General features: G+C 30.8%; 14 protein-coding genes, 1 riboswitch and 1 other annotated feature. All 14 genes read left to right on the forward strand.

Annotated features, from left to right (window positions below):
* The first annotated feature begins 95 nt into the window (after positions 1-95).
* Complete coding sequence (gene rpmG / locus G534_RS0105680; protein WP_027348268.1) at positions 96-245, forward strand: 50S ribosomal protein L33; 150 nt, start codon at positions 96-98, stop codon at positions 243-245.
* Between the two features lie 9 nt (positions 246-254).
* On the forward strand, positions 255-440 hold the full coding sequence (gene secE, locus G534_RS0105685) for a preprotein translocase subunit SecE (protein ID WP_027348269.1): 186 nt from the start codon (positions 255-257) through the stop codon (positions 438-440).
* A 12-nt stretch (positions 441-452) separates the two neighbouring features.
* Entirely contained in the window at positions 453-998 is a 546-nt protein-coding gene (nusG, locus tag G534_RS0105690; protein ID WP_027348270.1) for a transcription termination/antitermination protein NusG, read from the forward strand.
* 58 nt (positions 999-1,056) lie between these two features.
* Positions 1,057-1,482 (forward strand): 50S ribosomal protein L11, encoded by a 426-nt coding sequence (gene rplK / locus G534_RS0105695; protein WP_027348271.1) that lies wholly within the window; start codon positions 1,057-1,059, stop codon positions 1,480-1,482.
* Between the two features lie 37 nt (positions 1,483-1,519).
* The gene (rplA, locus tag G534_RS0105700) at positions 1,520-2,218 is read left to right on the forward strand and encodes a 50S ribosomal protein L1 (protein WP_027348272.1); all 699 of its coding nucleotides are present in this window, start codon (positions 1,520-1,522) and stop codon (positions 2,216-2,218) included.
* Positions 2,219-2,261: 43 nt separating this feature from the next.
* Positions 2,262-2,380: a sequence feature (ribosomal protein L10 leader region), on the forward strand.
* 40 nt (positions 2,381-2,420) lie between these two features.
* Positions 2,421-2,954 (forward strand): 50S ribosomal protein L10, encoded by a 534-nt coding sequence (gene rplJ / locus G534_RS0105705; RefSeq protein ID WP_027348273.1) that lies wholly within the window; start codon positions 2,421-2,423, stop codon positions 2,952-2,954.
* 14 nt (positions 2,955-2,968) lie between these two features.
* The gene (gene rplL, locus G534_RS0105710) at positions 2,969-3,355 is read left to right on the forward strand and encodes a 50S ribosomal protein L7/L12 (protein WP_027348274.1); all 387 of its coding nucleotides are present in this window, start codon (positions 2,969-2,971) and stop codon (positions 3,353-3,355) included.
* 193 nt (positions 3,356-3,548) lie between these two features.
* A complete protein-coding gene (locus G534_RS08035) occupies positions 3,549-4,262 on the forward strand; it encodes an epoxyqueuosine reductase QueH (RefSeq protein WP_034596040.1) in 714 nt (237 codons plus the stop codon).
* A 53-nt stretch (positions 4,263-4,315) separates the two neighbouring features.
* Positions 4,316-4,410, forward strand: a riboswitch (SAM riboswitch).
* A gap of 55 nt (positions 4,411-4,465) precedes the next feature.
* Complete coding sequence (gene metK / locus G534_RS0105720) at positions 4,466-5,641, forward strand: methionine adenosyltransferase (protein ID WP_027348275.1); 1,176 nt, start codon at positions 4,466-4,468, stop codon at positions 5,639-5,641.
* A gap of 106 nt (positions 5,642-5,747) precedes the next feature.
* On the forward strand, positions 5,748-6,200 hold the full coding sequence (tadA, locus tag G534_RS0105725; protein ID WP_027348276.1) for a tRNA adenosine(34) deaminase TadA: 453 nt from the start codon (positions 5,748-5,750) through the stop codon (positions 6,198-6,200).
* Positions 6,197-9,658 (forward strand): DNA polymerase III subunit alpha, encoded by a 3,462-nt coding sequence (locus tag G534_RS0105730; protein ID WP_027348277.1) that lies wholly within the window; start codon positions 6,197-6,199, stop codon positions 9,656-9,658. Before tadA ends, G534_RS0105730 begins: the two co-directional genes overlap by 4 nt.
* Positions 9,659-9,666: 8 nt before the next feature.
* Complete coding sequence (gene pfkA, locus G534_RS0105735) at positions 9,667-10,626, forward strand: 6-phosphofructokinase (RefSeq protein ID WP_027348278.1); 960 nt, start codon at positions 9,667-9,669, stop codon at positions 10,624-10,626.
* 8 nt (positions 10,627-10,634) lie between these two features.
* The gene (gene pyk, locus G534_RS0105740) at positions 10,635-12,392 is read left to right on the forward strand and encodes a pyruvate kinase (RefSeq protein ID WP_156896579.1); all 1,758 of its coding nucleotides are present in this window, start codon (positions 10,635-10,637) and stop codon (positions 12,390-12,392) included.
* Positions 12,393-12,481: 89 nt separating this feature from the next.
* Positions 12,482-12,760: helix-turn-helix domain-containing protein (locus tag G534_RS0105745; protein WP_027348280.1), on the forward strand; the 279-nt coding region annotated here is incomplete at its 3' end.

A 12,760-nucleotide genomic window follows, 5' to 3' on the forward strand; every position in this document is an offset into this window, starting at 1 on the left:
ATCATGATATTTACTTGACTTTTAAAGGATAATGATATAAAATCTAACGATGTATCGGAGTTACCGTCCGATAATATATAACGTAGGAGGTAGTCATGAGAGACAAGGTAAAATTAGCATGTACAGAATGCAAACAAAGAAACTACGACACTATGAAAAATAAAAGAAATACTACAGACAGAATTGAGCTAAAGAAATATTGCCCATTCTGTGGTAAACACACAATTCATAGAGAAACTAAATAGGAGTTAACAATGACTGAGACAAGAAAAAAAGGTCTTGTTAAAGGAATGAAATCAGAATATAAAAAGATTTCATGGCCAAAAAAACAAGATGTAATTAATATGACTTTAGTTGTTTTAGCAGCTATTGTAGGAGTTTCTATAGTAGTTAAACTAATAGACTTAGTATTCCGATTTGTTTTATCATTTACACTTTAATAAGGAGAAGCAATGGACAACGAAAATATTGAAAATGTGAATTGGTATGTTGTTCATACTTATTCTGGACACGAAAATAAAGTAAAAAGTAAAATTGAGAATATGATTGAAAATGGTAAATCACACAATATTTTTGATGTGAGAGTACCTATGGAACAGTATACAGAAGAAAAAGGCGGGAAAAAGGTTCAAAAAGAAAGAAAAATTTTCCCAGGATATGTACTAATAAAAATGATAGTGGATTCTAGAAACTGGTACTTAGTAAGAAACACTAGAGGTGTTACAGGATTTATAGGACCAGATGGGGATCCTGTGCCTTTAAGTGCAAAAGAGATAAGAGATTTTGGTATTGAAAATGAAGAAGCAATTCAAGTTAAGATAAAACCTGAAGATATTGATATAAAAATCGGTCAAGATATCGAAATTGTTAAGGGAGCATTTGAAGGATTTACAGCAATAGTTGAAGACATCAATTATGAAAAGCAATTTGCAAAAGTTGTTATTGACTTTATGGGACGAGATACAACAGCAGAAATTGCATTTGAAGATATTAAATAATCATTTTTTTAGTGGGAGGGAAACCGCCATAACCACATTAGCGATTTAGGAGGAAATAATGGCTAAAAAAGTACAATCAATTGTTAAATTACAAATACCTGCAGCAAAGGCAACACCTGCACCACCAGTTGGTACAGCTTTAGGGCCAACAGGTATAAATATAATGGAATTTACAAAGGCATTTAACGCACAAACTCAAGATAAAGCAGGATTAATTATTCCTGTTGTAATTACAATTTATGCAGATAGATCATTTACATTTATCTTGAAGACACCACCAGCAGCAGTTTTAATTAAAAAAGCTTTAGGTTTAGAAACAGCTTCAGGTGTTCCAAACAAGCAAAAAGTTGGACAATTAACAAAAGCGCAAGTAAGAGAAATTGCAGAAACAAAGATGCCTGACTTAAATGCAGCATCAATTGAAGCAGCTGAAAGAATAATAGCTGGTACAGCAAGATCAATGGGGATTACAGTAGAAGATTAGTGGGAGGATATTCCGTATATACCACAAGGAGGAAAAAATGCCAAAAGTAGGAAAGAGATATAAAGAAGTATTAAATTTAGTAGATAAAGAAAAATTTTATGAAATTGATGAAGCTGTTGAATTAGTAAAAAAAGCAGCTACAGCAAAGTTTGATGAAACTATAGAATTACACTTAAAATTAGGTGTTGACTCAAGACATGCAGATCAACAAGTTAGAAATACTGTAGTATTACCAAATGGTACAGGTAAAGAAGTTAGAGTTGCAGTATTTGCTAAAGGTGAAAAAGCTAAAGAAGCTTTAGATGCTGGTGCTGATTTTGCAGGTGAAGATTTAATAGATAGAGTTCAAAATGAGTCTTGGACAGATTTTGATGTGGCAATTGCAACACCAGATATGATGGGTCAAGTTGGTAAAATTGGTAGAACATTAGGACCAAGAGGACTTATGCCAAATCCAAAAGCTGGTACAGTTACTTTTGATGTAGCTAAAGCAGTTGAAGAAGCTAAATCAGGTAAAGTTGAATATAGAACAGATAAACAAAATATTGTTCACGTAGCTGTTGGTAAAGCAAGCTTCAATGAAGAGCAATTAGCAGAAAACGTAAAAGCTTTAATTGCATCTGTAATTAAAGATAAACCAGCATCAGCTAAAGGTAAATACTTAAGATCAGTAACAATAACATCAACAATGGGACCTGGAATTAAGTTAAATACAGCTAAATTGATGGAATTATAAAATAATAATTTGCATATTTTTATATAATATGCTATTATGTTCTAGTAAATTAAATAGGCTACCATAGACTATAGGTGAGAAATCTTAATTTCCTATATAGGAGCGATACATGATTATTGATCTCCTTGCGTCTTTATGTCCAAGGAGTTTTTTATTTATAAAAAAATATTGTTCATAGTAGCCGAAACTATGGAGGTGGAAAGTGAGTAATTCAGCATTATCATTGAAACAAGAAGTGGTAAGCGAAATTAAAGAAGCTATTCAAAACTCTAAATCTATATCAATCGTAGAATACCGTGGTCTTACTGTAGAACAAGTATCCGAATTAAGATCAAAGTATAGAGCTGAAGGTGTTAACTATAAAGTTTATAAAAACACAATGGTTAATATCGCTCTTAAAGAATTAGGATATGAAGGCTATGAAGAGTACTTAAAAGGACCAAATGGTTTTGTATTCAGTAACGATGATATGGCTGCTGGACCAAGAATCTCAGTAGATTTTGCTAAAGATAATGAAAAATTAGTAGTAAAAGCTGGATTTATTGATGGCAAGGTAGTTGATGTTGAAGGCGTAAAAGCTATAGCTAAATTACCAACAAGAGAAGTATTGATAGCTCAAGTATTAGGTGGCTTAAATGCACCTATATCAGGATTTGCAAATGTATTGCAAGGAACTATTAGAAATGTCGTTTATGCATTAAACGCAGTAAAAGAAAAAAAAGAACAAGAAGCATAATTTAGGAGGACAAAATGTCAGAAAAAGTAACACAATTAATTGAAGATGTAAAAGGTTTAACAGTATTAGAATTAGCTGATTTAGTAAAAGCTTTAGAAGAAGAATTTGGTGTATCAGCAGCAGCTCCAGTAGCAGCAGTAGCAGCAGCACCAGCAGCAGGTGGAGCAGCACCAGCAGCAGATGCAGCTCAATCAGAATTTGATGTAGTATTAACTTCAGCTGGTTCAGCTAAATTAGGCGTAATCAAAGTAGTTAAAGAAGTTACAGGATTAGGCTTAAAAGACGCTAAAGAATTAGTAGACTCAGCTCCAAAAGCAATTAAAGAAAAAGTTTCTCAAGAAGAAGCTGATGAATTAAAAGCTAAATTAGAAGAAGCTGGAGCAACAGTTGAATTAAAATAGTTTTAATTTACAAAATTACATGGCAGGATTCTGCCATGTTTTTTTTTATTGATATGAAAACAATATTTGTTGGAATTAACATAATAAAGAAATAAATCTTATTTGATAAATAAATACGCTATAAAATATAGCGTAAAATTTGGTTTTGCTCTTGCAATTTGATAGAATATAAATATTGTTTGGGAGAGATTATATGGAAAAACAAAAAAACAAAATTAATTATCAATTAAAACTTGAAGAAATTTTAAAGGAAGAGTCTAAAAATAATAGAACTCCTAAGTTACTTTTACATAGTTGTTGTGCACCTTGTAGCACATATGTACTAGAGTATTTAACGCAATATTTTGATATTGATGTTCTATATTACAATCCAAATATTCATCCTACTGAAGAATTTTATAAAAGAGAAAAAGAACAAGAGAGATTTATAAATCTTGTGAATAAAGTAAATGAAATTAATTTGATTAAGACTGATTATAATCCAAAAGAATATTTTTCTGTTGTAAAAGGGCATGAACTTGATAAAGAGGGAGGACCTAGATGTTCCATTTGCTTTGAGCTTAGACTTGGAATGGCAGCTCAATACGCTAAAAAGCATGGTTATGATTATTTTACAACTACACTTTCAATAAGCCCTCATAAAGATGCACAAATAATTAATCAAATAGGAGAAAATTTGGAAGATAAATATGATGTAAAATATTTATATGCAGATTTTAAAAAGAAAAATGGTTTTAAGAGATCATTGGAACTTTGTGAGAAATTCGATATATATAGACAAAACTATTGTGGATGTGTATTTTCTCTAAAGGAAGCAAGGGACAGACAAAAACAGAAAGAATTATTAGAACAAGAAAAGCTTGAAGCTGAATTAAAAGAAGATTTAAAAGGCGTTAATGCTCAATAATATTCGTATATTTGACATATTTATAGTACTAATGTAAAATTATAAAAAAATAATATTTATCAAGAGAGATGGAGGGAACAGACCCTATGAAGTCCAGCAACCTATTAAATTAGGTGCTAAATTCTGCAGCGAAGCTGAAAGATAAGAAAAACAATCCTTACCTTTTGGTGAGGAATTTTTATTTTAAATGAAAAGAGGTATTTATGAGAAAGTTACTTACATCCGAATCGGTTGCAAAAGGGCATCCTGATAAAATATGTGATCAAATATCTGATTCAATACTTGATGCATATTTAGAACAAGATAATAATTCAAGAGTGGCATGTGAAGTTATGGTAGCAGGAAATAGTGTAAATATAGCAGGGGAGATTACTTCAAATGCTACAGTTGATATAGAGAAAATTGCTAGAGAAACTATTTATGATATAGGATACAACAATGAAGAATATGGATTTAATGCAAATACTTGTGAAATATCTATACAAATAAATGAACAATCTTCAGACATTGCTTTGGGAGTTGATAATTCAATGGAATCAAAAGATAAGAGTATAGATCCTTATGATAAGATTGGAGCAGGGGATCAAGGGATTATATTTGGTTATGCAACTGATGAAACAGAGGAATATATGCCTCTGCCAACTGTAATGGCTCGTAAAATAATAGAAAAACTTAATGAAGTAAGGGTTACAAATAAAATAAATTATTTAAGACCAGATGGGAAAAGTCAGGTAACTATTGAATATAAAGATGGAAAACCAAATAGAATTGATACAGTTTTGGTGTCAACACAACATAATCCTAATGTTGATTTAGAACAGATTAGAAAAGATATAACTGAAATGGTAATAAAACCAGTTATAGGAGATGATTTAATTGACGAAAATACTAAATATTTAGTGAATCCAACTGGCAGATTTGTGATAGGTGGTCCTGTTTCAGATGTTGGTCTTACAGGAAGAAAAATTATAGTAGACACTTATGGTGGATTTGCTAAACATGGTGGTGGTGCATTTTCAGGAAAAGATGCTTCGAAAGTAGATAGATCGGCTTCATATATGACAAGATATATTGCGAAAAATATTGTAGCAGCAGGATTAGCTAAAGAAGTAGAGGTAGGAGTTGCTTATGCAATAGGTGTTGCAAGACCAGTTTCAGTATATGTAGATAGTTTTAATACCGGAATACTTGATGATGATGAATTGACTGAAATAGTTTTAAAAGAATTTGATTTAAGACCTAAAGCAATTATAGATAAATTGGAATTACAAAAACCTATATTTAAGCAAACAGCTTTTTATGGACATTTTGGAAGAAATAAAGAAGTGTTTACTTGGGAAAAATTAGATAAAGTAGAAGATTTAAAAAAATATATTTAAAATAATTAAAACATACTATGATAAAAATCTGTAAACATTAATACATATAAAATTATAATACGCCAATATAAAATATCTATATGTTATAATCTATAAAGAGGTAAATATGGACTTAGAATTTTATATGAATGAAGCTTTAAAAGAAGCGAATATTGCCAAGGATATTGGAGAAGTTCCGATTGGTGCTGTTGTGGTTTTAAATAATGAAATTATAGGATATGGACATAATAGCGTTGAATTATCAAACCACTCGTTTGAGCATGCAGAAATAAATGCTATAAAAATGGCTCAAGATCATATCGGAGATTGGAGACTTACTGATTGTTATCTGTTTTCAACATTAGAACCGTGTATTATGTGTGCTGGAGCAATAATCCAAAGTAGAATTAAAACTTTAGTATATGGAGCTAAAGACAATAAAGGGGGATTTGCAGGATCTGTACTTAATATAGTAGGTAATAATGTATTTAATCATCAAGTTGAAGTGATTAGTGGTATAAAAGAAGAGGAATGCAAAAACATAATAGTTAATTTTTTTAAAGAGAGAAGATTAAAATGACTAAATTTACACATTTACATTTACATACACAATATAGTTTACTTGATGGATTTGGTAAGATTGAAAAAGTTATTCAAAGAGCAAAAGATTACAATATGGATGCTGTAGCAATCACTGATCATGGAGTAATGTTTGGTGCTGTTGAATTTTACAAACAAGCTAAAAAAGCTGGAATTAAACCCATTATAGGATGTGAAGTATATATAAGTCAAAATTCTTATCTTTCAAAAACACCAAAAGATAAAAAGAGATATCATTTAGTCCTGCTAGCAAAAAATTGGACAGGATATCAAAATCTTATAAAAATTGTTTCTGAAGCATATGTGAATGGTTTTTATTACAAACCAAGAATTGATAAAGAGTATTTAAGAAAGCATAGCCAAGGAATAATTTGTTTATCTGCTTGTTTAGCTGGAGAAGTTCAAGATTATCTAAAAATGGAAGACTTTGAGGGAGCTAAAAATGCTGCTCTTGAATATAATGAAATATTTGGTGATGGTAATTTTTATCTTGAAATGCAAGATCATGGACTAATAGAACAAAAGCGGGTAAATATTTTGCAAAGAAGACTAAGTAAGGAAACAGGAATACCTTTAGTAATCACAAATGATGTCCACTATACAGATCAAGACGATTCTAAAGCTCAAGATATACTTCTATGTATAGGAACTGGTTCAACAGTAAATCAGCCTAAAAGAATGAGGTTTCCAAATGATCAATTTTATCTAAAATCATCAGAGGAAATGATTGAGTTATTTCCTGATGATATTGAAGCTATTGAAAATACAAATAAAATAGCTGAAATGTGTAATGTGGATTTTGAATTTCACAAAATGCATCTTCCTTTTTTTGAAGTAGATAAAGATCATTTTGAATATTTAAAAGAACTTGTATATAAGGGAATTGAAAAAAAATATTCTGAATTTACTGATGAAATCAAGACTAGAGTAGATTTTGAACTTGAAATGATAAATAAAATGGGATTTACAGACTATTTTTTAATTGTCTGGGATTTTATAGACTATGCAAAGAAAAATGATATACCGGTAGGGCCGGGAAGAGGTTCTGCTGCCGGTTCCATAGTTTCATATGCATTGGACATTACAGGGATTGACCCTTTAGAATACGACTTACTATTTGAAAGATTTTTAAATCCTCAAAGAGTTTCTATGCCAGATATAGATATTGACTTTGATTATGAGAGAAGAGATGAAGTAATTGAATATGTAAAGAAAAAGTATGGAGAGGAAAAAGTTGCTCAAATAGTAACTTTTGGAACTATGGCTGCAAGAAACTCTATAAGGGATGTAGGTAGGGTTTTAGATATTGAACTTTCAAGAGTTGACAAGATTGCTAAACAAATTCCTCAAGAAATCAATATGACAATCGATAAGGCGTTAAAAGTTTCCAAAGATTTTCAAGATTCATATAAACAAGACAAAATAAATCAAGAACTAATAGATATGGCAAGAGCAGTAGAAGGGATGCCAAGACATACCTCAACTCATGCTGCAGGTATAGTAATAGCATCAAAGCCTGTAGACGAATTTGTACCGCTTTTAAGAACGGGTGATCAGATATCTACACAATATAATATGATTGAACTAGAAGAGCTAGGTCTTTTGAAGATGGACTTCTTAGGATTACGAACTTTAACAGTAATTAAAGACGCTGTAGATCTTGTTAAATATAATTACGGAATTGAAATTGATATAAATGAAATTGATGTAAATGATCAAAAAGTAATGGAGATATTTAATAAAGGTGATACTATAGGAATTTTTCAATTTGAATCGGAAGGTATGAGAGCCTTTTTAAAAGAGTTGAAACCAACTAGGTTTGATGATTTAATTGCGGCTAATTCACTCTTCAGACCAGGTCCAATGAATGAAATTCCTAATTATATTAAAAATAGACACAATCCAGAATTTGTTGAATATTTACACCCATTACTCAAACCTATACTTGAATCTACATACGGAGTAATTGTATTTCAAGAGCAAGTAATGCAAATAGTGCAAAAATTAGCGGGTTTTAGTTTAGGTGAAGCTGATAATCTAAGAAGAGCTATGGGTAAGAAGAAAATGTCAATCATGGAAGAAAATAGAGAATACTTTATTCATGGTAGGATTGAAGATGGAGAAATTCAAGTTGCAGGAGCTGTTAGAAACGGTGTTGATGAAAAGGTTGCGAATAAGATATATGATTTAATGATTGATTTTGCGAAATATGCATTTAATAAATCTCACTCAGCGGCATATTCATATGTAGCGATGCAAACAGCGTATCTGAAAAAGAACTATCCACATGAGTTTATGGCTTCATTACTTTCTTCGATAATGGGCTCAACAGATAAGGTTCATTTATATATAAAAGAGGCTAAAAAACTCGATATAGAGATACTTCTTCCATCTGTAAATTATTCCTATCAAAAATTCTCCGTAGAAAATAAAAAGATAAGGATTGGACTTTCAACTATTAAAGGAGTAGGAAATTCTCTTTCTAAAACAATAGTAAAAGAAAGAAAGCAAGGAAGATTTACATCATTTGAAAACTTTATAGACAGAATGTCAAATAGAGATGATGTAAATATTAATAAATCAAGTTTAGAAGCTATGATTTTATCAGGCGCATTAGATGATTTTGGACTAAAAAGATCACAAATGCAAAATATATATATTGATTTGTTAGCTTCATATAACAACCGTGATAAAAATAATATTCAAGGTCAAGAAGATATGTTTAGCATGTTTCAAGAAACTGAAAATCATATAAATATACCTAAAATGGATGAGTTCAAGAAGATGGATTTTTTAAGATATGAGAAAGAATATTTGGGTGTTTATATTTCAGATCATCCATATGCAGAATATGGAAAAATGGTGGAAAGACATATTAACTTTACAACACTTGATTTAATAGAAAAGGAAAATCTAAATAATAAAAATGTTACAATGGGTGGAATAATTACGAATATAAATAGAATATTAACTAGAAAAAATGATCCTATGGCATTTTTACAGGTAGAGGATAATTATGGAACTATAGATATAGTTGTATTTCCGCAAGTTTATGAAAAGTATAAAAGTATTTTATTAGAAGATAATGCAATATTAATTGAGGGTAATTTACAAATATCTGATGTAGAGAATCCAAGCGTAATAATGAGATCAGTTAGAGAAATAAATGAAGAAAATTTTATGAAATCTAATGAAAAAAATGGTATAATTAAAGATAATTGCGAGCTATATTTGAAAATGTGTTATAAAAATAATAAAATATATAATGAAGTTAAATCGTTACTAAACAAATATAGAGGAAATTCCAAGGTGACTATATATTTTTATGATACTAACAAATACGGAGTATTAAAAGATATTACAGTAGATTTGAATAATGAGAATTTATTGTTGGAGTTAAAAGCTATTTTAGGCGATGATAATATTGTAATAAAGTAGGAGGCATGATGAAAACTATTGGTATTTTAACTTCTGGTGGCGATGCACCAGGAATGAATGCTGCAATAAGAGCTGCTGCAAGAGCGGCATTTGCTAATGGATTAAGAGTTAAAGGTATCAGAAATGGATATGATGGATTAATAAAAGGCGACATTTATGAAATGAATGTATCTTCCGTGGCTGATATAATACATAAAGGTGGAACAATTTTAGGTTCTGCTAGATCATCAGAGTTTAGAACAAAAGAAGGTCAAGATAAAGCTGTAAAAGTAATTGAAAGTTATGGTATAGAAGGAATTGTAGTAATCGGTGGAGATGGGTCATTCCATGGTGCAAATATTCTTCATGAAAGAGGAATTAAGACAATCGGAATACCTGGTACTATCGATAATGACATGGGATATACAGAATTTACGATAGGTTACACAACAGCTGTAGAAACTGTAAAAGAAGCTATTTGGAAATTAAGAGACACATCATCATCACATGGTAGAGGTAATGTTGTTGAAGTAATGGGAAGACATTGCGGTGACATTGCTCTTTATGCCGGTGTTGCGGGTGGTGCAGAATCTATATTAGTTCCTGAAGTCCCTGTTGATATGGAACAAGTAATAGAAAGAGTGCGTAGAGGAAAGAAAAGAGGCAAGTTACACCATATAATAGTTGTTGCTGAAGGTGTAGGAAACTCTAAAGAAATAGTGGAAAAAATAGAATCTGAAACAGGAGTTGAAACTAAACTTACAATTCTTGGTCATGTACAAAGGGGTGGAAGCCCATCTGCGTATGATGCAATGATTGCAAGTGAAATGGGAGTGAAATCAATTGAATTATTGATGGAAGGCCAAAGTTCACAAGCGGTAGGAATTAAAGATGGAAAAATTTACAATCTTCCAATAACAGAAGCTGTAAATACTAAATCAGAATTTAATAGAGAACTTTATACAATAGCAAATATGTTAGCAAATTAGGAGTGAAAATGAAAAAAACTAAAATCGTATGTACAATAGGACCAGCAAGTGAATCTGTAGAAATGTTAGAACAACTTATTAAATCAGGTATGAATGTTGCTCGTTTGAACTTTTCTCATGGGGATCATGAAGAACATTTAGTAAGGATTAATAATATTAAAAAGACAAGAAAAAAATTAGGTACTCATACACCTATTATGCTTGATACTAAAGGGCCAGAAATTAGAATTGGAACATTTAAAGATAAAATGACTGTTAACTTAAAAGCTGGAGATAAGTTTACTCTTACTACAAGAGATATAGTTGGTGATGAATCAATTGTATCCGTATCATACAAAGATCTTCCAAGTGATTTATCTGTAGGTTCAAGAATACTTATAGATGATGGTCTTGTTGAATTTATTGTTGAAGGGATTGAAGATACAGAAATTTATACAAGAGTAGTTAACTACGGAGAATTAAAAGATAGAAAAGGACTTAATGCTCCAAGTATAAAGATTAATTTACCAGCTTTAACAGAAAAAGATATAGCAGATATTAAATTTGGTGTTGAAAATAAAATAGATTTTATAGCAGCTTCATTTATTAGAAAAGCAGATGACGTATTAGCTATTAGAAAAGTATTAGAAGAATGTGGCGGAGAAGATGTACACATTATTTCTAAGATTGAATCAGAAGAAGGTGTTGATAATTTAGATGAAATTATCGAAGTTTCTGATGGAATTATGGTTGCTAGAGGGGACTTAGGTGTTGAAATTCAAAATGAACAAGTACCACTAGTTCAAAAGGAAGTTATAAGAAAATGTAATATAGCTTCAAAACCAGTAATTACAGCTACACAAATGCTAGATTCTATGATTAGAAATCCAAGACCTACAAGAGCTGAAGTTAATGACGTTGCAAATGCTATTCTAGATGGATCAGATGCAATTATGTTATCTGGAGAAACAGCAGCAGGTAAATTCCCATCAGAAGCAGTTGCTACTATGAATAGAATTGCTAAATATATTGAAAATTCAATTGATTACAAAAAAGCTGTCGCTTCAAGAAGTGAATGGATTGAAAATGATCCTACAAATGCAATCTCAAACTCTGTTTCAAGAATTGCTGGACAATTAAAAGCAAATGCTATTATTGCAGCTACAACATCTGGAACTACAGCTAGAGCAATTTCAAAATTTAGACCAGATAATCCATTAATAGCTACTACACATATAGAAAGAGTTGCAAGAAAACTAGAATTAGTTTGGGGTGTTCAGCCAATTCATACAAGAAAAGTAGAACAAACAGACCAATTAATAGATAATTCAATTTCAGAATCTTTAAAAAATGAATATATCAATGAAGGTGATTTGATAGTTTTAACAGCAGGTATTCCAGTTGCAACTAAAGGAACTACAAATATGATTAAGGTTCATACTGTTGCTAATGTATTGGCTCAAGGTCAAGCAATAGGAAAAGCTGCAGTAGTGGGCAAGGCTTGCGTTGTAAATACAGCTGAAGAACTTGAAAGTAAGTTTGAAGATGGAGATATAATTATAGCTAAATATACAGATGCTCAAATGATTAAATATATAGAAAAATCATCAGGATTAGTAATTGAGCAAGGTGGATTGACATCACATGCAGCTATTACAGCTCTACATTATAAATTACCAGCTATAATAGGTTCTGAAGTTAAAGGTAAAGGAATCAAAGATGGTGATATTATTACACTTGATGCATTCTCAGGAATTGTATATGAAGGGGCAGCAACAGTAATGTAATGTATCTTATTATATAAATTAATACAAAAAAAAAGAGGAGATTGTGACCTGAACCCCAAAATCCGGAATATGGATGGAGGGGTTTTTGTATGCCAAAATACACAAAAGAATTTAAAATAAAATTAGTTATGGAGTACTTGACAGGTGAGTCTGGAGGTTATGAAAATGTAGCTAAAAAATATGATATTCCATATTCAACTATGAGAAACTGGATAGATAAATATAAAACAGGAGGTTTTGATAAATTATCTAAAAAATCAAAAAATAATAGATTTACTAGTGAATTTAAGCTATCTGTAATACAATATAGGCAAATCAATAACACTACGCTTAGAGAGACAGCTAAACACTTCAACCTTGCAAATGAA

Source organism: Helcococcus sueciensis DSM 17243, assembly GCF_000423145.1.
In the GTDB taxonomy this organism is placed as follows: Bacteria; Bacillota; Clostridia; order Tissierellales; family Peptoniphilaceae; genus Helcococcus; species Helcococcus sueciensis.

Bases quoted from the DNA above. Each gene is read 5' to 3' on its own strand.
- rpmG (WP_027348268.1), top strand. From the start codon at position 96: ATGAGAGACAAGGTAAAATTAGCATGTACAGAATGCAAACAAAGAAAC.
- secE (WP_027348269.1), top strand. From the start codon at position 255: ATGACTGAGACAAGAAAAAAAGGTCTTGTTAAAGGAATGAAATCAGAA.
- nusG (WP_027348270.1), top strand. From the start codon at position 453: ATGGACAACGAAAATATTGAAAATGTGAATTGGTATGTTGTTCATACT.
- rplK (WP_027348271.1), top strand. From the start codon at position 1,057: ATGGCTAAAAAAGTACAATCAATTGTTAAATTACAAATACCTGCAGCA.
- rplA (WP_027348272.1), top strand. From the start codon at position 1,520: ATGCCAAAAGTAGGAAAGAGATATAAAGAAGTATTAAATTTAGTAGAT.
- rplL (WP_027348274.1), top strand. From the start codon at position 2,969: ATGTCAGAAAAAGTAACACAATTAATTGAAGATGTAAAAGGTTTAACA.
- G534_RS08035 (WP_034596040.1), top strand. From the start codon at position 3,549: ATGGAAAAACAAAAAAACAAAATTAATTATCAATTAAAACTTGAAGAA.
- metK (WP_027348275.1), top strand. From the start codon at position 4,466: ATGAGAAAGTTACTTACATCCGAATCGGTTGCAAAAGGGCATCCTGAT.
- tadA (WP_027348276.1), top strand. From the start codon at position 5,748: ATGGACTTAGAATTTTATATGAATGAAGCTTTAAAAGAAGCGAATATT.
- G534_RS0105730 (WP_027348277.1), top strand. From the start codon at position 6,197: ATGACTAAATTTACACATTTACATTTACATACACAATATAGTTTACTT.
- pfkA (WP_027348278.1), top strand. From the start codon at position 9,667: ATGAAAACTATTGGTATTTTAACTTCTGGTGGCGATGCACCAGGAATG.
- pyk (WP_156896579.1), top strand. From the start codon at position 10,635: ATGAAAAAAACTAAAATCGTATGTACAATAGGACCAGCAAGTGAATCT.